This window comes from Neisseria cinerea (assembly GCF_900475315.1).
Taxonomy (GTDB): Bacteria; Pseudomonadota; Gammaproteobacteria; order Burkholderiales; family Neisseriaceae; genus Neisseria; species Neisseria cinerea.
Genome location: NZ_LS483369.1, coordinates 863,467 through 885,946, shown reverse-complemented (window position 1 = coordinate 885,946; position 22,480 = coordinate 863,467). Strand labels below are relative to the sequence as shown.

Below are 22,480 nucleotides of genomic sequence, written 5' to 3'. Positions count from 1 at the left end.
TTTTTCCATGAAACGGCTTAACGCAATTCGGAATAGAGTTTGCCCAATAATGTGGATGCGTCTTTGCCGGCATATGCGCTGCCGTCTTTGTTGAGCAGGACGATGCGCGAACCGTTGGCAACAGGCTCGGCATAGACAATCAGTTCCGGCTGTTCGGCAGGTTTGTCGGCTTTACCTTTTCCCAGCAACCGTTTAAACAGCCCCAGTTTTTGATTGGCAACGGCATCACTTTCATTTGGAGACTGTTTGACCAGGAAGGCATGGCGTTCGACATTTTGACCGATAACGGTTAGGCCGATGCGGTCGAGGGCAAGGGCGGTACGCCGCCAGTTTCTGCCGTAGTCTCCCAGTATGGTCAGGCTTTTACCTTCGATACGCGCCATTTCGTTTGCGGCGGGCAGGGTCATGTTTTTGGCCAAAGTCTTTTCCGCCTGTTGTCCGTCAACGCCCAAATACTGCATGAAGCGTGCCAAGAATGCGGCTTCGAGATTAGGGTCTGAGGCGGAAGGCTGCCACATGGTCGTATCTTTGTTTTTGTCGCCGTACACTTCTTTCATGGATTTGTGTGCGAAGAAGATGTCGGAAACGCCGTTTTTACCCTGTTCGATACGGATGATGAATTTATCGCGTTCGCCGGTGGAATAAATTCCTCCCAAACCGACTGTGTCGAATAGGCGGCGCAAACCGTCTTGGGGGATTTTGGCACGGTTTTCCGCCCACTCGGTTTCCATTTGTCCGATGGCAGGTTCTTCGGACTTGATGTCGAAGCCGTTTTCCTGCCAGAAGGCTTTCAGGAGCGGCCATATTTCCGCCGGTGATTTGCCGTCGACAACGAGCCAGCGTTGGCTGCCGTCGCGCTCGAGGCGGACGCCTTTAACTGTTTTCAATACTTCTGAGTCGGCTGTTTGTTGTACGGCAGGGGTGCGGCGTTTTTCCAAATCGCTGGCACGAACGGCTCCCGAACCGGCAGGAAGGCGGTAGAGATTGCCTTGGTCGGGGTTGTTTAAGTCGGGGGGGACTTCGAGTTTCACCGAACGGTTCGACTGGCTTTGATAGTCAAGTTTGGGCTGCTCGGTCGTGCTGCCGGTGCAGGCAGTCAGTCCGATGAGGAGTAGTGCGGCAATTACAGGTTTGATATGGGTCATCGTGTCATCCTGTTTCATGGATATTAAAGTGTTTGTTGCGTTATGCCGCCTGAACGCTTCAGACGGCATGGCTATATTTAAAGTTGTCCTGAGGCTTTCAGGGCGGCACGGACTTTTGCTTGTCCGTTTTCCGTCAGCGGAACGAGCGGCAAACGGACGTGCGGTTCGCATTTGCCCAGGGCGGATACTGCCCATTTCGGTGCGGCTGGGCTGGGTTCGCAGAACATGGTGTCGTAAATCGGAATCAGCCGGTCGTTGAGTTCGCGTGCGAGGGCGATATCGCCTTGAAGTGCGGCGCGGCACATATCGGCAAAGAGTTTCGGGGCGGCGTTGGCTGCAACGGTAACGACGCCATGCCCGCCGCACAGCATGAACGGCAGGGCGGTATGGTCGTCGCCGGAAAGGACGGCGAAGCCTTCGGGGGCGCGGTTGATGAGTTCGATGTTGCTGCCGATGTTGCCGCTGGCTTCTTTAACGCCCACGATATTGGGGATTTCTGAAAGGCGCAGGATGGTGTCGTTAGTCATGCTGACGACGGTACGGCCGGGCACGTTGTAGATAATCATCGGAATCGAAGTGGCTTCGGCGATGGTTTTGAAATGTTGGTAAATGCCTTCTTGGGAGGGCTTGTTGTAATAGGGGACGACGGAGAGGGTGTAGTCTGCACCGGCTTTTTCGGCGGCTTGCGAAAGTGCGATGGCTTCGAGGGTGTTGTTGGCGCCGGTACCTGCGATGACGGGAACGCGCTTGTTGACGTGTTTGACCGTTTCTTCGATTACGCTTAAATGTTCTTCGACGGAGAGGGTGGCGGATTCGCCTGTCGTGCCGACGGCGACGATGCCGTCGGTACCGTTTTCGATATGCCAGTCGATCAAATCGCGGAGTTGTTCGTAATGGATGCTGCCGTCTTGATTCATCGGGGTAATCAGGGCAACCAAGCTACCTTGTAACATACGGAAACCTTTTATTCATTGAGTGAGGTCGATTATGCTTCGGATTGTAGCTTACTTTGTTGTTTGTGTGAAACATATCAGCCGCACGGTTGGTTCTGAGGCTTAAGTTCTATCATATCTTAATAAATAATATTTTTTATAATCATAAAATTATTTGGTTTAAGCAGTGGATGCGCCGTTGAGGATTAAAATGTGTTAAGCGCATGAAGGCTCTCTGAAAATGAAGGACTGTCCGGTGCGGAAATTCAAAGAAATTTGAATTCGGACAACCGGTGGTGTTTTTGCACATGAGGATTTGAATTGATAAGGAATCTTTGATTCGTTACAATTTCGTTCTTAAAATTTTTTAACGTTTGACAACGGATAGAAAGACTCCAATGGCTGAAACAATGAAAAAACAGGCGGATTCGCCTGATTTGGTGTACGGTTTGGAAGACAGGCCGCCGTTCGGTAATGCGCTCTTGAGTGCCGTTACCCATCTTTTGGCGATTTTTGTGCCGATGATTACGCCCGCGCTGATTGTGGGCGGCGCGCTGGAATTGCCGGTGGAGATGACGGCGTATCTCGTGTCGATGGCGATGGTTGCGTCGGGTGTCGGCACTTATTTGCAGGTCAACCGCTTCGGGCCGGTCGGTTCGGGGATGCTGTCTATCCAGTCGGTGAATTTTTCGTTCGTTACCGTCATGATTGCGCTCGGCGCGGGGATGAAAGAGGGCGGTTTGACTAAGGATGCGATGATTTCGACGCTGTTGGGCGTATCGTTTGTCGGCGCGTTTTTGGTGTGTTTCTCGGCGTGGCTTCTGCCGTATTTGAAAAAAGTGATTACGCCGACGGTCAGCGGCGTGGTCGTGATGCTGATTGGTCTGAGTTTGGTACACGTCGGTATTACCGATTTCGGCGGCGGCTTCGGCGCGAAGGCGGACGGCACGTTCGGCTCGATGGAAAACTTGGGGCTGGCGTCGCTGGTGTTGCTGATTGTGTTGATATTCAACTGTATGAGAAACCCGCTGTTGCGCATGAGCGGCATTGCGGTCGGGCTGATTGCCGGCTACATTGTCGCGCTGTTTTTGGGTAAGGTGGATTTTTCCGCGCTGCAAAACCTGCCGCTGGTTACGCTGCCCGTACCGTTTAAATACGGTTTTGCTTTCGACTGGCACGCATTTATTGTGGCGGGCGCGATTTTCCTGTTGAGCGTGTTTGAGGCGGTCGGCGATTTGACCGCGACGGCAATGGTGTCCGACCAGCCGATTGAAGGCGAGGAATATACCAAACGCCTGCGCGGCGGCGTGTTGGCTGACGGCTTGGTGTCGGTGATTGCGACGGCTTTGGGTTCGCTGCCGCTGACGACGTTTGCGCAAAACAACGGCGTGATTCAGATGACCGGCGTGGCTTCGCGTCATGTGGGCAAATATATTGCCGTGATTTTGGTGCTGTTGGGTCTGTTCCCCGTTGTCGGTCGCGCGTTTACGACGATTCCGAGTCCGGTGTTGGGCGGCGCGATGGTTTTGATGTTCGGCTTGATTGCGATTGCGGGCGTGCGGATTTTGGTCAGCCATGGCATCCGCAGGCGCGAGGCGGTAATTGCGGCAACGTCGGTCGGTTTGGGCTTGGGTGTCGCGTTTGAGCCGGAAGTGTTTAAAAACCTACCCGTCTTGTTCCAAAACTCTATTTCCGCCGGCGGCATTATGGCAGTCTTGCTGAATTTGGTCTTGCCCGAAGATAAAACCGAGGCGGCGGTCAAGTTTGATACCGACAACTTGGAACACTGATTTTGAAAATGAATGCCGTCTGAAACAGAATCCCTGTTTCAGACGGCATTGTTTTTGAGGCTTACGCTTTTTCGTTTTTCAATACGCGTTGCCGGCGTGTTTCACTTAATACCATTCCAGCAGACACGGAGACGTTCATGCTTTCGACCGTGCCGAACATGGGTATGGACACCAGCATGTCGCAATGTTCGCGTGTCAGGCGGCGCATACCGTCGCCTTCGTTGCCCATCACCCATGCCGCGCTGTCGGGCAGATCGCAATGGTAAAGGTCAGCGTCGCCGCCCATGTCGGTGCCGATAATCCAGATGCCGTATTCTTTCAGCTCGCGCAGGGTGCGGGCGAGGTTGGTTACGGTGATGTAGGGGACGGTTTCCGCGGCACCGCAGGCGACTTTGCTGACGGTGGCGTTCAGTCCCGCGCTTTTGTCTTTCGGTGCGATGACGGCATGTACGCCCATTGCGTCGGCGGTACGCAGGCATGCGCCGAGGTTGTGCGGATCGGTGATGCCGTCGAGTATCAGCAACAGCGGCGGTTCGCTGAGGTTTTCCAGTACGTCTTCGAGGTGGACGTGGTTTTTGGAGGCATCGATAAATCCGACCACCCCTTGATGGCGCGCGCCTTTGCTGATGGCGTTGAGGCGGTCGGCATCGGCAAAATATACGCGGATGTTTTCGTTTGCCGCCTTCTCCAACACTTCGCGCGTGCGTGCGTCTGATTTGCCTTCTTGGATGTAGAGTTCGACGATGGATTTGGGGTTTTGCCACAATCGGGCATTGACGGCGTGGAAGCCGTAGATGGGTCTTTGGTTTGCCATGATGGTGCTTTGTCGGAAATTTCAGACGGCATTATAGCAATTTATCCTGATGCCGTCTGAAGGGGTTAAAACAGGTAGGCGATGTATTTCACCAACAGGATAAACAAGATGGATACGGCGCAGCCGATTTTGAAGGCCGTTCCGACGACAAGCCCCAACAGCGTACCCAAGCCCGCTTTACCTGCCTGTATCATGTTGCGGCAGCTGATGAGCTCTCCTGCAGCCGCACCGATTAGCGGGCCGAGTACAAGGCCGGGAAGGGAGAAAAACATGCCGATGATGCTGCCAATCAATGCACCGCGAACGGCGAGCTTGCCCGCTCCAGTATATTTTGTTCCCCATATACCTGCCACATAGTCCGTCAGTATGCCGGCAAGGCTGATGAGTCCGACCAGCCACAGGATGCCTGCGCCGTAGATTTGGTATCCACCGGCATAGGCAAGCAGCCATGTTCCGGCAAACATCAATGCCAATCCGGGGAGGGCGGGGTAAACGATGCCCGCCGTACCGACGGCTATCAGGGCGAGGGCGAGGATGACGAGCAAGGCAGTCATAGGTTCAACCTTTTCTTTTGTTCTGAAAAAAACAGCTTAATACGGAGCGGCATTCTTCTTGCAGGATTCCGCCCCGTATGGCGGTGTGCGTATTGAGGCGTTTGTCGGCAAACAGGTTGACGATGCTGCCTGCTGCGCCAGTTTTGGGTTCTACCGCACCGTATATCACGCGCTTGATTCGTGCCTGTATCAGTGCGGACGCGCACATGGCGCAGGGTTCGAGGGTGATGTAGATATCGCATCCGTCAAGGCGGTAGTTTTGCATTTCGCTGCCTGCCTGTGCCAAGGCGTTGATTTCGGCGTGTCGGCTGACATTGCAGTCGGCAATGCAGGTGTTGTGTGCCGATGCGATGATTTTGCCGTCGGAAACGATGACTGCCCCGACGGGTATTTCGCCCATTAATGCGGACAGTTTCGCCTGTTCCAATGCCAAACCCATGAAATGCGCCATTTCGCCTTGGGGAGGAAAGGCGGCGACGGGCGGATGGTTTTTCAACTCGGCAAGCAGGCGGGTTTTGTCGTGTTGCGTGATTTCTTGCGGGAGTGTGCCGTTCAGCAGCGACTCAAGCTGCCACAGCGTACTTTTCGTGAGGGTCAAACCCGATGCCTTCAATAACAAGAAGGTTTGAACCGCACCGGTCTGACGCAGGTCGGCAAGCGTTCGTATGCCCAGACGGTGGAGGGCTGCAAGGGTTTTTGGGGCGAGCGGCGGTGTGGTCAGCATGGTTTATGCGCCGAAAAACCGTTTTGCCGCCTCAATCAGGCGTGTGCATGAAGTGCCGTCTGAAAACGGGTCGGCAACGCAGTCTAAAGGTGTTTTGCGCAGCCAAGTCAGTTGGCGTTTGGCAAGTTGGCGGGTGGCGGCAATGCCTTTCTCGACAAATGCCGGGAAATCGGTTTTTCCGTCCAGATATTCCCATGCCTGACGGTAGCCGACGCAGCGTATGGCAGGGGAGTCGGCGGTCAGGCTGGGATAGAGGCGGCGCAGGTTTTCTACTTCGCCGATAAAGCCCTGTTCAAGCATCAGGTGGAAACGCAGGGCGATGTTTTCATGCAGGCGGGCGCGGTTTTCGGGAATCAGGGCGGCGGTATACAAATCAAAAGGGAGTGTATGGGAGGTTGGGCTGCCGAGATGCGTACTCATCGGTTTGCCGGTTAAATAATAAACTTCCAAAGCGCGTCCGATACGCTGGCTGTCGTTCGGTTTCAGACGGCATGCTGTTTCAGGGTCGACTTTTTGCAGGGTGCGGTAGAGAAAATCCAAGCCGTACATCTGTTTTTGTTCGTCCAAGTCGGCACGCAGGCACGCATCGGCCTCGGGCAAATCGTTCAAACCTTGGGTAAGGGCGCGGAAATACATCATCGTGCCGCCGACAATAAGGGCAAACCTGCCGCGTGAGGAAATTTCCCCGACCAAGCGCGTGCAGTCTTCGACAAAGCGGGCGGCGCTGTATGATTCGGTAGGCGGGATGATGTCGATAAGGTGGTGCGGTACAAAGGAACGCTCGGCATGAGACGGTTTCGCCGTGCCGATGTCCATACCGGTATAGACTAGTGCGGAATCGAGGCTGATGATTTCGACCGGCAGGGTTTCGGCGATTTTGAGGGCGAGCGCGGTTTTTCCTCCGGCGGTCGGGCCCAAGAGGGCAAAGGCTTTGGGAATCGGCATGATGTTTCAGGGTTGCGAAAATGCGGATTATAGCGGAAAGCGTGCCGACGTTATATTTTGGTTTGCGGAACCGCCCATTGTCTGTCGGTGAGGTCGTAGATTTTTTGTATGTCTTTCAAAATTCGTTCGAAATCTATACCCAGGTCTTTCAGCCTGCCGGAGCGGATATCGAATACCCAGCCGTGGACGGTAGGATAATGCTCGTTCAGATAGCGTTTTTGGACTTCCGCCATTTTGATGATGTTAATGCATTGTTCTTGAACGTTCAGTTCGACCAAACGGTCGTAGCGTATGTTTTCGTCGTCAATCGCGTCCAGCTCTTCGCGGTGCAGCCGGTACACGTCGCGGATGTTGCGCAGCCACGGGTTCAACGCGCCGTAGTCGCAGGGTTGCATGGCGGCTTTGATGCCGCCGCAGTTGTAGTGTCCGCAGACGACGATGTGTTTGACTTTCAAATGATCGACCGCGTAGCCGACCACGCTGGCAGCATTGATGTCCAGAGGGTTGACCATATTGGCGATGTTGCGGTGGACGAATACCTCACCCAGCTTCATGCCCATCATTTCTTCGGCAGTAACGCGGCTGTCGGAACAGCCGATGTAGAGGTAGTCAGGCGTTTGATTTGCGGAGAGCGTCTCGAAAAAATGAGGGTTGTGCTGCAACTGTTCTTCTGCCCAGCGGCGGTTGTATTCAAAAATGTCCTGTTTGGTTTTGTTCATGTATTTCTCCTTTTGATGCGCGTTTCAGACGGCATTGCCGACAGTCTATGCTCGATGCTGCTGTTAGACAAGGTACGTTCTTGAGGCGATAATGGCGTTTTGCTTTTTTTGTTTGGAAGCCTTGTGATGTTCCGAAACCTGCTTGTCCGCTGGCTTGCCGTCTGCCTGATACCCTTGGCGACGCTTGCCGTTTTCGCCGCCAATCCGCCCGACGACGCGGCGCAACACTTAATCAACGGCATCATTCTTGCCTGCGAAGCAACGTTTCTGTTTAAATTTATCCTCTTTGAAACCATCAAGCATCATTTGAAGCAAGAGTTTGATTTGAAACGTCAAACTATGTTGCTGTTTATTCCGATCATTTTGCTGATTGTGTATTTGTTCCACTATTTCGGCGCGTTTTAGTTTTGAAAAGGCCGTCTGAAACGGATTTCAGACGGCCTCAAGTCTTTTATGAATGCATACGCTTTTCCTGTTTGTTGGATTTTTTGCAACGTCATCGACAATTTCGGCGACATCGGCGTTTCCCTGCGGCTTGCCCGTGTTTTACATCACGAACTCGGTTGGCAGGTGCATTTGTGGACGGACGATGTATCCGCCTTGCGTGCGCTTTGCCCTGATTTGCCCGATGTCCCCTGCGTTCATCATGATATTCATGTTCGCACTTGGTATGCCGAAGCGGCGGATATTAATAATGCGCCCGTTCCCGATGTCGTCATCGAAACTTTCGCCTGCGATCTGCCTGAAAATGTGTTGAACATTATCCGCCAACACAAACCGCTTTGGCTGAATTGGGAATATTTGAGCGCGGAAGAAAGCAACGAGAGGTTGCACCTGATGCCTTCGCCGCAGGAGGGTGTTCAAAAATATTTTTGGTTTATGGGTTTCAGCGAAAAAAGCGGCGGGTTGATACGCGAACGCGATTACCAAGATGCCGTCCGTTTCGATAGCGAAGCCCTGCGTCAGCGGCTGATGCTTCCCGAAAAAAACGCGCCCGAATGGCTGCTTTTCGGCTACCGGAGCGATGTTTGGGCGAAGTGGCTGGACATGTGGCAACAGGCAGGCAGCGCGTTGACACTGTTGCTGGCGGGTACGCAAATCATCGACAGTCTCAAACAAAGCGGCGTTATTCCGCAAAATGCCCTGCAAAACGACGGCGATGTTTTTCAGACGGCATCAGTCCGCCTCGTCAAAATCCCTTTCGTGCCGCAACAGGATTTCGACAAACTGCTGTACCTCGCCGATTGCACAGTCATCCGCGGCGAAGACAGTTTCGTGCGCGCCCAGCTTGCGGGCAAACCCTTCTTTTGGCACATCTACCCGCAAGACGAGAATGTCCATCTCGACAAGCTCCACGCCTTTTGGGATAAGGCGCATGGATTTTACTCGCCCGAAACCGCATCGGCACACCGTCGCCTTTCAGACGACCTCAACGGCGGAGAGGCTTTATCCGCAACCCAACGCCTCGAATGTTGGCAAACCCTGCAACAACATCAAAATGACTGGCGGCAAGGCGCGGAGGAGTGGAGCCGTTGTCTTTTCGAGCAGCCGTCCGCACCTGAAAAACTCGCCGCCTTTATTTCAAAGCATAAAAAAATACGCTAAAATAGCGCGTTTATTTACAACCGATTTGATTGGAAATCACAATGAAAACAGCACAAGAACTGCGCGCCGGCAACGTATTCATGGTCGGCAACGATCCTATGGTCGTTCAAAAAACCGAATACATCAAAGGCGGCCGCTCTTCCGCCAAAGTCAGCATGAAACTGAAAAACCTGCTGACCGGCGCGGCTTCCGAAACCATTTACAAAGCCGACGACAAATTCGACGTCGTTATCTTGTCCCGCAAAAACTGTACTTACAGCTACTTTGCCGATCCTATGTACGTCTTCATGGACGAAGAATTCAACCAATACGAAATCGAAGCCGACAACATCGGCGACGCGTTGAAATTCATCGTTGACGGCATGGAAGACCAATGCGAAGTAACCTTCTACGAAGGCAACCCTATCTCCGTAGAACTGCCTACCATCATTGTACGTGAAGTTGAGTACACCGAGCCTGCCGTTAAAGGCGATACTTCCGGCAAAGTGATGAAAACTGCGCGTTTGGTCGGCGGCACTGAAATCCAAGTGATGTCTTACATCGAAAACGGCGACAAAGTCGAAATCGATACCCGTACCGGTGAATTCCGCAAACGCGCCTGATATCCTACTTGAAAAATGCCGTCTGAAAGGTTTTCAGACGGCATTTTTACATCAACGACCGTCTCTATCCCGGGTTGTTTTCAGAACAAGACAAAGTCGTACAGGATTGAAAGAAACCCGTACCGTCCGCCATCGGGCAGACGCGGTGTACGGGCTTTAGGGTGTTACATCAAATGAATGCCGCTTATCGGATTGGCAACATTTTCATATACGGTAATCTGCGTGATTTTCCCGTTTTCGTCAAACGTCATTTCCAGATAAGGCTTATCAGGGTCACGGTCGCGGTTGAACAGGCGGAATGCCCGTTGATCCTCCGAAATTTTCCCACGAATCCTCAAGTATCCGGGCAGTTGGCTGATGTTTTGGAAATTGCCGCTAAAACCGCCGCCGTGTTTCTCAAGATATGCCGGCGTTGCTTCTATGCCGAAATGGCGCGTTGTCCTGGGCGGCTGGTCCGTGCCTTGGATTGTTCCCTTGCCTGTTGATAAAACCAGTGTATCCCGCTGCCTGAGTGCTTCCATTTTTTGTATCGCCGATTCTACCGCCTGCTGATTATAGCCCTGTCCTCCTTTTGCCATCTGATCGATTGCCTCCATTAATTTATCGGCGTTTTGAGGATCATCCGTATCCATATCGGGGAAAATTGCCTGCTTCAGGGGATCATCTCCGCCGGGGATGCCCCAAATCGCCGCCAGTTCTTTAGGGCTGCGTTCAAACAAACAACTGGAATCGATATTCTCGGCAACCTGACGGACAAAATCATCAATGCCGCTAATCTGATGCAGGCCGGTGCAATTTGAAGGAGGCGTGCTTTCTGCCTGCTTGACGTTATCAGGGTCGGATGCGGTCGGTTGCAAATCGGTTTGGGAAGAAGCTGATGACGCGGAGGACGAAGTAGCGGATGCACCGACTTCTTTGGTTTTATCGTCTTTGCTCGGAGAACACGCGGTCAGCATGATTGCCGCAACCAATAAGAAAAATGATGGCGTTTTGTTTTTCATTCTATTGTTTCCAGTAGTATTAAAGAGGCCGTCTGAAAATCTGCCATTTCATTTTCAGACGACCTCTTGTTTGTACAACTGAAGAACCTCGTTATTACCAACAAGGTTCTCAATCTATCTTAGCCGACGCGGTAAAACGCCAAGCTGCCCAAAAGGTTGGGGAAATGTTTGACCTGTTTGTTGCCCGTCATGACCGCGCGCTCGAGGACGCGGATTTTATTTTTGGCGCACAATAAATCAAAGTCTTTGAGCGTACACCAATGGATATTCGGCGTGTCGTACCAATGGTAGGGCATGCGTTCGGAAACCGGCATATGCCCGCCGATGGCGATTTGGAAGCGGTTGCGCCAGTAACCGAAATTCGGGAAGCTGACAATCGCCTGTTTCGCCACGCGCATGAGGCAGCGCAGGATTTTTTCAGTATTCTGCATGGCTTGGATGGTTTGGCTCAAAACGATAACGTCAAACGTCTGGTCGCCAAATTCTGCCAAACCCTGCTCCAAATCGGCTTGGATGACGTTCACGCCGCGCGACATGGCGGCGATGACGCTGTCGGTATTGATTTCGATACCGTAGCCGCTGCTTTTTTTGTGTTCCACCAAAGCCGCCAGCAATTCGCCGTCGCCGCAGCCCAAGTCCAAGACACGGCTGCCTTCGGGAATCCAGTCGTAAATCAACTGCAAATCGTCGCGCAAGTTCATGATCGGCAATCCTTGTCAACATTGTTCATATAAGCCGCTACGGCGCGCATATAGGCTTCGTCTTCCATCAAAAAGGCATCATGACCGTGGTTGGATTTGACTTCGATATATTGCACCGGCTTGTGCGCGGCAATCAACGCTTTAACCAGCTCTTTGGAACGTGTGGGCGAGAAACGCCAGTCAGTGCTGAAGCTGGCGACAAAGAATTTCGCTTTCACATTTTGCAGGGCGCGGGTCAGGCTATCGCCGAAATCCGCCGCCGGATCGAAATAGTCCAAAGCCTTGGTCATGAGCAGGTAGGTGTTGGCGTCGAACCGTCCGACGAATTTGTCGCCCTGATAGCGCAGATAGGATTCCACTTCAAATTCAACGCCAAAGCCGTATTGATAACCGTTTGAACGCAAATCGCGTCCGAATTTTTTACCCAAACCGTCTTCGGCAAGATAAGTGATGTGCCCCATCATGCGGGCAATCCGTAAGCCCCGTGCGGGAACGGTATTGCGGCTGCGGTAATGTCCCTCGTTGAAATCGGGGTCGGTCAAAATCGCCTGACGCGCCACATCGTTGAACGCGATATTTTGCGTGGACAGCTTCGGCGCAGACGCAATCACCAAAGCATGGCGCACGCGCTCGGGATAGGAAATCGTCCACTGCAAAGCCTGCATACCGCCCAAACTGCCGCCGACAATCGCCGCCCATTGTTTGATGCCGAGATAATCGGCAAGTGCGGCTTGGGATTTTACCCAGTCCTTCACCGTAACCACCGGAAAATCCGCGCCGTATTCCTTGCCCGTTTCAGGATTGATCGACAAAGGCCCGCTGCTGCCGTCGCAGCCGCCCAGATTGTTCAAGCCGACCACGAAAAAGCGTTCCGTATCAATCGGTTTGCCGGGTCCGACCATATTGTCCCACCAGCCCGTATATTTATCCTCTGCCGAATGTTTGCCCGCAACATGATGGTTGCCCGACAGCGCATGGCAGATTAAAACCGCATTGTTTTTTTCGGTATTCAGCTCGCCGTAGGTTTCAATCATCAGATCGAAACGCGGCAAAGTTTTACCGTTTTCCAAAACCAGCGGCATCTCAAACGGAATTTTTTGGGGCGTTACAATGCCCACCGAGGCATTTTGACTCATATCCTGTTCCAACAAATGCGGCGAAAAGCGTTATTATATAGCAAACTGCATGACTTTTTGACACGGTCGGACAAGCAGCCTGACGCGCTCAAACATCCGTCCCCATGCCGCAGTGCCCGAACTATACTTTTTCAGACGACCTCCACCGCTTCCCGATATGATAGGCAGACTTTTCCGTATTTTTTTCTTTTTCGCACTTGCAGCGCTGATCATCAACCGCCTCTTCAGCCGCAAGCAAAAACGCGCCCTGCGTGATGTCGCCAAAATCAGCGCATGGGTACTGCTTGGCGCAGCCGCCGCAACGCTGTTTTGGTATTTGGTCATGCTGTATTTTAAACACATTCCGGATTCGTATTGACGGAAAACATGCCGTCTGAAACGCTATTTTCATGTTTCAGACGGCATATTTGAAAAGGGCTTGCGGTAGGAGCGGTTTTACAACCGAAGCAGGAAGGGTAGGGGGTTAGCGTTGGCGTGCTTTAAAACGCGGATTGCTTTTGCAGATGACGTAAACTTTGCCTTTACGTCTGACAATCTGACAGTCGCGGTGGCGTTGTTTGGCGGTTTTGAGTGAAGACAGAACCTGCATTATTTGTCCTTTCTAAACGATGACATTACGGATTGGAAACGTTGGTTGAATTTGCTGGCACGACCTTCGGTATTGACGTTACGCTGTTTGCCGGTATAGACGGGATGTGAGGAAGAGGAAGTATCTAAGGAAAAGAGCGGATATTCTTTGCCGTCTGTCCAAACCATCGTTTTTCCGTGTGTTTCGGCGCAAGAACGAATCAGCCAGCCTTCATTGGCGCTGCTGTCGAAAAAAAGAACGGTTCGATAATTGTCAGGATGAATATTCGGTTTCATATATTGCCTTGCTTGTAGTGTTATAACATAACAAACTCTAGCATAGTTTAGAAGGGCTGTACAAGGAAATTTAACTATTTTTGTAATATATTAGAAATTTTCATGATAAATCTGAAAATTTTAAAATTGACTCATGTTTGGCGCAACTTTATTATGTTGCCTGAAATATCATATAAAAGATAATAAAAGGTACGCGGCCATGAATTACGCAAAAGAAATCAATGCGTTAAATAACAGCCTTTCCGATTTGAAAGGTGACATCAACGTTTCGTTTGAATTTTTTCCGCCGAAAAACGAGCAAATGGAAACCATGCTGTGGGACTCCATCCACCGTCTGCAAACCCTGCATCCCAAGTTCGTATCCGTAACCTACGGTGCCAACTCCGGCGAACGCGACCGCACACACGGCATTGTCAAACGCATTAAGCAAGAGACCGGCTTGGAAGCAGCCCCGCACCTGACCGGTATCGACGCTTCTCCCGACGAATTGCGCCAAATTGCCAAAGATTATTGGGACAGCGGCATCCGCCGGGTTGTCGCCCTGCGCGGAGACGAGCCGGCCGGTTATGAGAAAAAACCGTTTTACGCCGAAGACTTGGTTAAGCTATTACGCTCTGTCGCCGACTTCGACATCTCCGTAGCAGCATACCCCGAAGTACATCCCGAAGCGAAATCCGCACAAGCCGACCTGATTAATCTGAAACGCAAAATCGATGCGGGCGCAAACCACGTCATCACCCAATTTTTCTTTGATGTGGAACGCTACCTGCGCTTCCGCGACCGCTGCGTGATGTTGGGCATCGATGTGGAAATCGTCCCCGGCATCCTGCCCGTTACCAATTTCAAACAACTGGGCAAAATGGCGCAAGTGACCAATGTCAAAATCCCAAGCTGGCTGTCGCAAATGTATGAAGGTTTGGACGATGACCAAGGTACGCGCAATCTGGTTGCGGCAAGTATCGCCATCGATATGGTCAAAGTCCTGTCTCGCGAAGGCGTGAAAGATTTCCACTTCTACACGCTCAACCGCAGCGAGCTGACTTACGCCATCTGCCATATTTTAGGCGTGCGCCCTTAAAGCTGAAAACGGCTTCAGACGGCATCCGAGGTGTCTAAAAAGCAAAACGCCGCCCCATCCAAGCCATTCTGATTTACAATACCGGCCGATTCGGATTGAACCGGTCCTTACAAAATCCAACTGGAGAGTTCAACATGACAACATTACATTTCTCAGGCTTCCCGCGTGTCGGCGCCTTCCGCGAATTGAAATTCGCCCAAGAAAAATACTGGCGCAAAGAAATCAGCGAGCAAGAATTGCTGGCTGTTGCTAAAGACTTGCGCGAGAAAAACTGGAAACACCAAGCTGCTGCCAACGCTGATTACGTTGCCGCAGGTGATTTTACTTTCTACGACCACATCCTCGACCTGCAAGTTGCTACCGGTGCCATCCCTGCCCGCTTCGGCTTCGACAGCCAAAACCTGTCTTTGGAACAATTCTTCCAACTGGCCCGTGGTAACAAAGATCAATTCGCTATCGAAATGACCAAATGGTTCGACACCAACTACCACTACTTGGTGCCTGAATTCCACGCTGATACCGAATTCAAAGCCAACGCCAAACACTACGTTCAACAGCTGCAAGAAGCCCAAGCTTTGGGACTGAAAGCCAAACCGACCGTTGTGGGTCCGTTGACTTTCCTGTGGGTTGGTAAAGAAAAAGGCGCTGTTGAATTCGACCGTCTGAGCCTGTTGCCTAAACTGTTGCCTGTTTACGTTGAAATCCTGACTGCTTTGGTTGAAGCCGGTGCCGAGTGGATTCAAATCGACGAGCCTGCTTTGACTGTCGACCTGCCTAAAGAATGGGTAGAAGCGTACAAAGACGTTTACGCTACTTTGAGTAAAGTAAGTGCCAAAATCCTGTTGAGCACTTACTTCGGTTCTGTTGCTGAACACGCTGCTTTGCTGAAATCCCTGCCTGTTGATGGCTTGCACATCGACTTGGTACGCGCTCCTGAGCAACTGGACGCATTTGCCGACTACGATAAAGTTCTGTCTGCCGGCGTTATCGACGGCCGCAACATTTGGCGCGCCAACCTGAACAAAGTTTTGGAAACTGTCGAGCCTCTGCAAGCCAAACTGGGCGACCGTTTGTGGATTTCCAGCTCTTGCTCTCTGCTGCACACTCCATTTGACTTATCAGTTGAAGAAAAACTGAAAGCCAACAAACCTGACCTGTACTCTTGGTTGGCATTCACCCTGCAAAAAACCCAAGAATTGCGCGTTCTGAAAGCCGCATTGAACGAAGGCCGTGATTCTGTTGCCGAAGAACTGGCCGCCAGCCAAGCTGCCGCCGACTCCCGTGCCAACAGCAGCGAAATCCACCGTGCAGACGTTGCCAAACGCCTGGCCGATTTGCCTGCCAACGCAGACCAACGCAAATCTCCATTTGCTGACCGTATCAAAGCGCAACAAGCATGGTTAAACCTGCCTCTGCTGCCTACTACCAACATCGGTTCTTTCCCGCAAACTACCGAAATCCGCCAAGCACGCGCAGCCTTCAAAAAAGGCGAACTGTCTGCCGCCGATTACGAAGCTGCGATGAAAAAAGAAATCGCTTTGGTGGTTGAAGAGCAAGAAAAACTGGACTTGGACGTACTGGTACACGGCGAAGCCGAGCGTAACGACATGGTCGAATACTTCGGCGAACTGTTGAGCGGTTTTGCATTCACCCAATACGGCTGGGTACAAAGCTACGGCTCACGCTGCGTTAAACCACCTATCATCTTTGGTGACGTAAGCCGTCCTGAAGCTATGACCGTGGCTTGGTCTACTTACGCACAAAGCCTGACCAAACGCCCGATGAAAGGTATGTTGACCGGCCCTGTAACCATTCTGCAATGGTCTTTTGTCCGCAACGATATTCCTCGCTCTACCGTGTGCAAACAAATCGCACTGGCCCTGAACGATGAAGTATTGGATCTGGAAAAAGCCGGCATTAAAGTCATCCAAATTGATGAACCTGCCATCCGCGAAGGTCTGCCTTTGAAACGTGCCGATTGGGATGCCTACCTGAACTGGGCCGGCGAATCTTTCCGCCTGTCCTCTACCGGTTGTGAAGACAGCACTCAAATCCATACTCATATGTGCTACTCTGAGTTCAACGACATCTTGCCTGCCATCGCCGCTATGGATGCTGACGTCATCACCATCGAAACTTCACGTTCCGACATGGAGCTCTTGACTGCGTTCGGCGAGTTCAAATACCCGAACGACATCGGCCCGGGCGTTTACGACATCCACAGCCCACGCGTACCGACTGAAGCTGAAGTTGAGCACCTGTTGCACAAAGCCATCGAGGTTGTGCCAGTTGAACGCCTGTGGGTGAACCCAGACTGCGGTCTGAAAACACGCGGTTGGAAAGAAACTCTGGAACAACTCCAAGTGATGATGAACGTAACCCACAAACTGCGTGCCGAACTGGCTAAATAAGCAGGGATAACGTGATCGGATGCCGTCTGAATACTTTTCAGACGGCATTTCTGTTTTCAAATGAGCGTAGGGGAGTTTCTAAGAATTTTTCTCAAATAAGACTTGTTTTTTTTAGGCATGGCTTTATATACTGTAAATAGGTGGTCGAGGTTGGTAATTAATAGTTTTGAATAATTAATATTATTTGAACTATAAATTATACAAATCGACTTATTCGGGGTAGAATGCCCAAATCAATTCACAATCATTTCTTAAACCTATCTATTAAGGAGCTCAAAATGGCTTTGCAAGATCGTACCGGTCAAAAAGTACCTTCCGTAGTATTCCGCACTCGCGTAGGCGACACTTGGAAAGATGTGTCTACTGACGATTTGTTCAAAGGCAAAAAAGTAGTCGTATTCTCTCTGCCCGGTGCATTTACTCCGACTTGCTCTTCTTCCCATTTACCACGTTACAATGAATTGTTCGGCGCGTTTAAAGAAAACGGCGTTGACGCAATCTACTGCGTATCTGTAAACGATACTTTCGTGATGAACGCTTGGGCTGCCGAAGAAGAATCTGACAACATCTACATGATTCCTGATGGCAACGGCGAATTCACCGAAGGCATGGGCATGCTGGTCGGCAAAGAAGACTTGGGCTTCGGTAAACGTTCTTGGCGTTACTCCATGCTGGTTAACGACGGTGTGGTTGAAAAAATGTTTATCGAACCTGAAGAACCAGGCGATCCTTTCAAAGTGTCTGACGCTGACACTATGTTGAAATACATTGCTCCTGACTGGAAAGCTCAAGAGTCTGTGGCAATTTTCACCAAACCAGGTTGCCAATTCTGTGCTAAAGCCAAACAAGCTTTACAAGACAAAGGTTTGTCATACGAAGAAATCGTATTGGGCAAAGATGCAACCGTTACTTCCGTACGCGCCATTACCGGCAAGATGACTGCTCCTCAAGTCTTCATTGGCGGTAAATACATCGGCGGCAGCGAAGATTTGGAAGCTTACTTGGCTAAAAACTAATAGCTGTTTTACGCTAAGGCAGTTCGATTAAAACTGTCTGATATGCTGAATAGAGTTATTCGGGCGGTCCTACACTACTGTTCCGGATAACTCTATATTTACAGGTGGATTTGAATATTATTGTATTTAAAAGGAATTATCCTTTGTTTGCCTGGTTTACGCTATTAATTTAGAAAATTTAAACGTATTTGAAGCTGATATGCCTTGTGCCATTGGCGTTTCAGGCAAAATTGGAAGGACAGGATATGAAAAAAATTCAAGCAGATGTAGTCGTAATCGGCGGCGGTACTGCCGGCATGGGTGCGTTTCGCAATGCCCGCTTACATTCGGATAATGTTTACCTGATTGAAAACAATGTGTTCGGCACAACCTGCGCGCGCGTGGGCTGTATGCCTTCCAAACTCTTGATTGCCGCCGCAGAGGCGCGTCATCACGCATTGCATACCGACCCGTTCGGCGTGCATTTGGACAAAGACAGCATCATCGTCAATGGCGGAGAAGTGATGCAGCGCGTTAAATCCGAGCGCGACCGTTTTGTCGGCTTTGTCGTTGCCGATGTGGAAGAATGGCCTGCTGACAAACGCATCATGGGTTCGGCTAAATTTATCGACGAGCATACCGTCCAAATCGACAACCATACCCAAATTACGGCAAAAAGTTTCGTGATTGCTACCGGCTCGCGTCCCGTTATCCTGCCGCAGTGGCAGTCTTTGGGCGACCGTTTGATTATCAACGACGACGTTTTTTCATGGGATACGCTGCCTAAGAGCGTTGCCGTGTTCGGACCGGGCGTTATCGGTTTGGAACTGGGTCAGGCATTGCACCGTTTGGGTGTGAAAGTCGAGATTTTCGGCTTGGGCGGCATCATCGGCGGCATTTCCGACCCCGTCGTTTCAGGTGAGGCGAAAGCCGTGTTCGGCGAAGAATTGAAACTGCATCTGGATGCTAAAACCGAGGTCAAGCTCGATGCAGATGGCAATGTAGAAGTTCATTGGGAGCAAGACGGTGAAAAAGGCGTATTTGTTGCTGAATATATGCTGGCAGCCGTAGGCCGCCGTCCGAACGTTGACAATATCGGTTTGGAAAACATCAATATCGACAAAGACGCGCGCGGCGTACCAGTTGCCGATCCGTTGACCATGCAAACCAGCATTCCGCATATCTTTATCGCAGGCGATGCGTCCAATCAACTGCCCCTGCTGCACGAAGCTGCTGACCAAGGCAAGATTGCTGGCGACAATGCAGGCCGTTACCCGAATATCGGCGGAGGTTTGCGCCGCAGCACCATCGGCGTGGTGTTCACCAGTCCGCAAATCGGCTTTGTCGGTTTGAAATACGCGCAGGTTACCGCGCAATATCAACACGACGAATTTGTCATCGGCGAAGTATCGTTTAAAAACCAAGGCCGCAGCCGCGTGATGCTGGTAAACAAAGGCCATATGCGCCTGTATGCCGAAAAAGCAACCGGTCGCTTTATTGGTGCGGAAATCGTAGGTCCTGCCGCCGAACATTTGGCGCACCTGTTGGCATGGGCGCATCAAATGAAGATGACCGTTCCGCAAATGCTGGATATGCCGTTCTACCATCCTGTTATCGAGGAAGGTCTGCGTACTGCGTTGCGTGATGCCGACGCTAAATTAAAAATTTGATTGGTACATGAAGGATGCCGTCTGAAATTTCTCAGACGGCATTTTATTTCCCAGTAATTGAATTTGATGTTGATGTCCCTGATAAAGCAAATAGTGCAAATTAGAAATTTGTTCTTTAATTTACTGTTTTCATGTGTGTTTGTTAAAATTTATTAGTTTGTTTTTAAAATACGCTGTTCAAAATGAGATAAAACAGGTAAATTAACGTTTATGTAACCCAGTGTAGCACTGGGTTTACGGTTTTTGAGTTGATATCATAACTACAGAGGAATTGACTATGTCTGTCAAATCACGTCCTGTTTATCTGGATTTACCGAAAATCCGTCTGCCGATACCCGGGATAGTTTCCATTCTTCACCGTATCAGTGGCGTCGGGTTGTTTATCATGCTGCCCTTCCTACTTTATTTCCTGTCAGGTACCTTAAGCCAAGAATCCGCATTTGAGACTTACCGTTCCATTATTTCCCATCCCTTGGTCAAATTAATCTTACTCGGTGTGCTGTGGGCGTATTTGCACCATTTCTTTGCCGGTATCCGTTTTCTGTTTTTGGATGCGCATAAAGGCTTGGAGCTGAATACTGCACGTAATACCGCTAAAGCCGTATTTGCTTCTGCATTGGTTTTGACTGTCGTTTTGGGAGCTTTATTATGGTAGAACGTAAATTGACAGGCGCGCATTACGGTTTGCGCGATTGGGCAATGCAGCGTGCAACTGCGGTCATCATGTTGATATACACCGTAGTTCTAGTGGTTGTTCTGTTCACATTGCCTAAAGAATATTCGGCATGGCAGGCGTTTTTCAATCAAACTTGGGTGAAAGTGTTTACCCAAGTGAGCTTTTTGGCCGTATTCCTGCATGCATGGGTAGGTATCCGCGATTTGTGGATGGACTACATTAAGCCTTTCGGCGTGCGTTTGTTTTTACAAGTTGCTACTATCGTTTGGTTGGTCGGCTGCTTGGTATATTCAGTTAAAGTAATCTGGGGGTAAATATGAGTTTTCCTGTTCGCAAGTTTGATGCCGTGATTGTTGGCGGTGGTGGTGCAGGTTTACGCGCAGCCCTCCAGTTGTCTAAATCCGGCCTGAATTGTGCCGTTTTGTCTAAAGTATTCCCAACCCGTTCTCATACTGTAGCGGCTCAAGGCGGTATTTCTGCTTCATTGGGTAATGTGCAGGAAGACCGTTGGGATTGGCACATGTACGATACCGTGAAAGGTTCCGACTGGTTGGGCGACCAAGATGCGATTGAGTTTATGTGTCGCGCCGCTCCTGAAGCCGTAATTGAGTTGGAACACATGGGTATGCCTTTTGACCGCGTGGAAAGCGGCAAAATTTATCAGCGTCCTTTCGGCGGTCATACTGCCGAACACGGTAAACGTGCGGTAGAGCGTGCATGTGCGGTTGCCGACCGTACCGGTCATGCGATGTTGCATACTTTGTACCAACAAAACGTCCGTGCCAATACGCAATTCTTTGTGGAATGGACGGCGCAAGATTTGATTCGTGATGAAAACGGCGACGTAGTCGGTGTAACCGCTATGGAAATGGAAACCGGCGAAGTTTATATTTTTCATGCTAAAGCCGTAATGTTCGCTACCGGTGGTGGCGGCCGTATTTATGCGTCTTCTACCAATGCCTATATGAATACCGGCGACGGTTTGGGTATTTGTGCCCGTGCAGGTATTCCGTTGGAAGACATGGAATTCTGGCAATTCCACCCGACCGGTGTAGCCGGTGCCGGTGTATTGATTACCGAGGGTGTGCGCGGTGAGGGTGGTATTCTGTTGAATGCCGACGGCGAACGCTTTATGGAACGTTACGCTCCGACTGTAAAAGACTTGGCTTCCCGTGATGTGGTTTCCCGTGCAATGGCAATGGAAATCTACGAAGGCCGCGGCTGTGGTAAAAACAAAGACCACGTATTGCTGAAAATTGATCATATCGGCGCAGAAAAAATTATGGAAAAACTGCCGGGCATCCGCGAGATTTCCATTCAGTTTGCCGGTATCGACCCGATCAAAGACCCTATTCCTGTTGTGCCGACTACCCACTACATGATGGGCGGTATTCCGACCAACTACCATGGCGAAGTTGTTGTTCCGCAGGGTGAAGATTACGAAGTGCCTGTAAAAGGTCTGTATGCGGCAGGTGAGTGTGCATGTGCTTCCGTACACGGTGCAAACCGCTTGGGTACTAACTCCCTGTTGGACTTGGTGGTATTCGGTAAAGCTGCCGGCGACAGTATGATTAAATTCATCAAAGAGCAAAGCGACTGGAAACCTCTGCCTGCTAATGCCGGTGAATTGACCCGCCAACGTATTGAGCGTTTGGACAATCAAACCGGCGGCGAAAACGTTGATGCATTGCGTCGCGAACTGCAACGCTCCGTACAACTGCACGCCGGCGTGTTCCGTACCGATGCGATTTTAGCAGAGGGTGTGAAACAGGTTATGGCGATTGCCGAGCGTGTAAAACGTACTGAAATCAAAGATAAGAGCAAAGTGTGGAATACCGCGCGTATCGAAGCTTTGGAATTGGATAATCTGATTGAAGTAGCGAAAGCGACTTTGGTGTCCGCTGAAGCGCGTAAAGAATCGCGCGGCGCGCATGCTTCGGATGACCATCCTGAGCGCGATGACGAAAACTGGATGAAACATACCCTGTATCATTCGGACACCAATACCTTGTCTTATAAACCGGTACATACCAAGCCTTTGAGCGTGGAATATATCAAACCGGCCAAACGCGTTTATTGATGTGTTTTCAGACGGCCTTTATCTTAGAGGCCGTCTGA

The 22,480-nt window shown here is 50.8% G+C and carries 24 protein-coding genes; 12 read left to right on the top strand and 12 right to left on the bottom strand.

Annotated elements, in window-relative coordinates:
- Positions 1 to 17 precede the first annotated feature (17 nt).
- A complete protein-coding gene (locus DQM57_RS04640) occupies positions 18 to 1,214 on the bottom strand; it encodes an NlpB/DapX family lipoprotein (protein WP_111727121.1) in 1,197 nt (398 codons plus the stop codon).
- 8 nt (positions 1,215 to 1,222) lie between these two features.
- Complete coding sequence (gene dapA, locus DQM57_RS04635; RefSeq protein WP_111727119.1) at positions 1,223 to 2,098, bottom strand: 4-hydroxy-tetrahydrodipicolinate synthase; 876 nt, start codon at positions 2,096 to 2,098, stop codon at positions 1,223 to 1,225.
- 377 nt (positions 2,099 to 2,475) lie between these two features.
- Here dapA and DQM57_RS04630 point away from each other — a divergent pair, with 377 nt between their 5' ends.
- On the top strand, positions 2,476 to 3,867 hold the full coding sequence (locus DQM57_RS04630) for a nucleobase:cation symporter-2 family protein (RefSeq protein WP_111727117.1): 1,392 nt from the start codon (positions 2,476 to 2,478) through the stop codon (positions 3,865 to 3,867).
- Positions 3,868 to 3,928: 61 nt separating this feature from the next.
- Here the strand turns inward: DQM57_RS04630 and rlmB are convergent, their stop codons facing one another.
- The 5 genes from rlmB to DQM57_RS04605 form a co-directional block, all read right to left on the bottom strand.
- Complete coding sequence (gene rlmB, locus DQM57_RS04625) at positions 3,929 to 4,681, bottom strand: 23S rRNA (guanosine(2251)-2'-O)-methyltransferase RlmB (RefSeq protein WP_003675027.1); 753 nt, start codon at positions 4,679 to 4,681, stop codon at positions 3,929 to 3,931.
- A gap of 65 nt (positions 4,682 to 4,746) precedes the next feature.
- Entirely contained in the window at positions 4,747 to 5,235 is a 489-nt protein-coding gene (locus DQM57_RS04620; protein WP_002258171.1) for a DUF456 domain-containing protein, read from the bottom strand.
- Positions 5,236 to 5,239: 4 nt separating this feature from the next.
- On the bottom strand, positions 5,240 to 5,959 hold the full coding sequence (gene tadA, locus DQM57_RS04615; RefSeq protein WP_111727115.1) for a tRNA adenosine(34) deaminase TadA: 720 nt from the start codon (positions 5,957 to 5,959) through the stop codon (positions 5,240 to 5,242).
- Between the two features lie 3 nt (positions 5,960 to 5,962).
- On the bottom strand, positions 5,963 to 6,904 hold the full coding sequence (miaA, locus tag DQM57_RS04610) for a tRNA (adenosine(37)-N6)-dimethylallyltransferase MiaA (protein ID WP_111727113.1): 942 nt from the start codon (positions 6,902 to 6,904) through the stop codon (positions 5,963 to 5,965).
- A 50-nt stretch (positions 6,905 to 6,954) separates the two neighbouring features.
- The gene (locus DQM57_RS04605; protein WP_111727112.1) at positions 6,955 to 7,623 is read right to left on the bottom strand and encodes a carbonic anhydrase; all 669 of its coding nucleotides are present in this window, start codon (positions 7,621 to 7,623) and stop codon (positions 6,955 to 6,957) included.
- A gap of 126 nt (positions 7,624 to 7,749) precedes the next feature.
- Between DQM57_RS04605 and DQM57_RS04600 the strand changes: the two genes are divergently transcribed.
- The 3 genes from DQM57_RS04600 to efp are packed head-to-tail and all read left to right on the top strand — an operon-like array spanning position 7,750 to position 9,830.
- Entirely contained in the window at positions 7,750 to 8,028 is a 279-nt protein-coding gene (locus DQM57_RS04600) for a hypothetical protein (RefSeq protein WP_111727110.1), read from the top strand.
- A 48-nt stretch (positions 8,029 to 8,076) separates the two neighbouring features.
- Positions 8,077 to 9,228: an elongation factor P maturation arginine rhamnosyltransferase EarP gene (gene earP, locus DQM57_RS04595; protein ID WP_111727108.1), complete on the top strand. Its 1,152-nt coding sequence runs from the start codon at positions 8,077 to 8,079 to the stop codon at positions 9,226 to 9,228.
- A gap of 41 nt (positions 9,229 to 9,269) precedes the next feature.
- A complete protein-coding gene (gene efp / locus DQM57_RS04590) occupies positions 9,270 to 9,830 on the top strand; it encodes an elongation factor P (protein WP_002219406.1) in 561 nt (186 codons plus the stop codon).
- A 164-nt stretch (positions 9,831 to 9,994) separates the two neighbouring features.
- Here the strand turns inward: efp and DQM57_RS04585 are convergent, their stop codons facing one another.
- From DQM57_RS04585 to metX, 3 genes are all read right to left on the bottom strand, one after another.
- Positions 9,995 to 10,831, bottom strand: coding sequence for an NMB0938 family lipoprotein (locus tag DQM57_RS04585; protein ID WP_111727106.1), 837 nt, complete (start codon positions 10,829 to 10,831; stop codon positions 9,995 to 9,997).
- Between the two features lie 119 nt (positions 10,832 to 10,950).
- Positions 10,951 to 11,532 carry a methionine biosynthesis protein MetW gene (gene metW, locus DQM57_RS04580; RefSeq protein WP_111727104.1) on the bottom strand — a complete coding sequence of 194 codons (582 nt, stop codon included), beginning with the start codon at positions 11,530 to 11,532 and terminating at the stop codon, positions 10,951 to 10,953.
- The gene (gene metX, locus DQM57_RS04575) at positions 11,529 to 12,668 is read right to left on the bottom strand and encodes a homoserine O-succinyltransferase MetX (protein WP_111727103.1); all 1,140 of its coding nucleotides are present in this window, start codon (positions 12,666 to 12,668) and stop codon (positions 11,529 to 11,531) included. The genes metW and metX overlap by 4 nt, the downstream gene beginning before the upstream one ends.
- Before the next feature lie 157 nt (positions 12,669 to 12,825).
- On the opposite strand from metX, the gene DQM57_RS09635 reads away from it, so the two are divergent.
- A complete protein-coding gene (locus DQM57_RS09635) occupies positions 12,826 to 13,026 on the top strand; it encodes a protein MIGRI (RefSeq protein WP_003675061.1) in 201 nt (66 codons plus the stop codon).
- Between the two features lie 105 nt (positions 13,027 to 13,131).
- On the opposite strand, the gene ykgO is transcribed toward DQM57_RS09635, so the two are convergent.
- Positions 13,132 to 13,257, bottom strand: a complete 126-nt coding sequence (gene ykgO / locus DQM57_RS04565) for a type B 50S ribosomal protein L36 (protein WP_002222621.1) — start codon at positions 13,255 to 13,257, stop codon at positions 13,132 to 13,134.
- Positions 13,257 to 13,532 carry a type B 50S ribosomal protein L31 gene (locus DQM57_RS04560; RefSeq protein WP_019271952.1) on the bottom strand — a complete coding sequence of 92 codons (276 nt, stop codon included), beginning with the start codon at positions 13,530 to 13,532 and terminating at the stop codon, positions 13,257 to 13,259. Before DQM57_RS04560 ends, ykgO begins: the two co-directional genes overlap by 1 nt.
- 199 nt (positions 13,533 to 13,731) lie before the next feature.
- Here DQM57_RS04560 and metF point away from each other — a divergent pair, with 199 nt between their 5' ends.
- From metF to sdhA, 7 genes are all read left to right on the top strand, one after another.
- Positions 13,732 to 14,610 (top strand): methylenetetrahydrofolate reductase, encoded by an 879-nt coding sequence (gene metF, locus DQM57_RS04555; protein ID WP_111727101.1) that lies wholly within the window; start codon positions 13,732 to 13,734, stop codon positions 14,608 to 14,610.
- Positions 14,611 to 14,744: 134 nt separating this feature from the next.
- Complete coding sequence (gene metE / locus DQM57_RS04550) at positions 14,745 to 17,021, top strand: 5-methyltetrahydropteroyltriglutamate--homocysteine S-methyltransferase (protein WP_111727099.1); 2,277 nt, start codon at positions 14,745 to 14,747, stop codon at positions 17,019 to 17,021.
- 278 nt (positions 17,022 to 17,299) lie between these two features.
- The gene (locus tag DQM57_RS04545; protein ID WP_107859909.1) at positions 17,300 to 18,037 is read left to right on the top strand and encodes a redoxin family protein; all 738 of its coding nucleotides are present in this window, start codon (positions 17,300 to 17,302) and stop codon (positions 18,035 to 18,037) included.
- A gap of 245 nt (positions 18,038 to 18,282) precedes the next feature.
- Positions 18,283 to 19,686 (top strand): dihydrolipoyl dehydrogenase, encoded by a 1,404-nt coding sequence (locus DQM57_RS04540; RefSeq protein ID WP_111727097.1) that lies wholly within the window; start codon positions 18,283 to 18,285, stop codon positions 19,684 to 19,686.
- Positions 19,687 to 19,963: 277 nt separating this feature from the next.
- Positions 19,964 to 20,341: a succinate dehydrogenase, cytochrome b556 subunit gene (sdhC, locus tag DQM57_RS04535; RefSeq protein WP_003675077.1), complete on the top strand. Its 378-nt coding sequence runs from the start codon at positions 19,964 to 19,966 to the stop codon at positions 20,339 to 20,341.
- Entirely contained in the window at positions 20,335 to 20,676 is a 342-nt protein-coding gene (gene sdhD, locus DQM57_RS04530) for a succinate dehydrogenase, hydrophobic membrane anchor protein (protein WP_111727095.1), read from the top strand. The genes sdhC and sdhD overlap by 7 nt, the downstream gene beginning before the upstream one ends.
- 2 nt (positions 20,677 to 20,678) lie before the next feature.
- A complete protein-coding gene (gene sdhA / locus DQM57_RS04525) occupies positions 20,679 to 22,442 on the top strand; it encodes a succinate dehydrogenase flavoprotein subunit (protein WP_107996690.1) in 1,764 nt (587 codons plus the stop codon).
- The last annotated feature ends 38 nt before the right edge of the window (positions 22,443 to 22,480 follow it).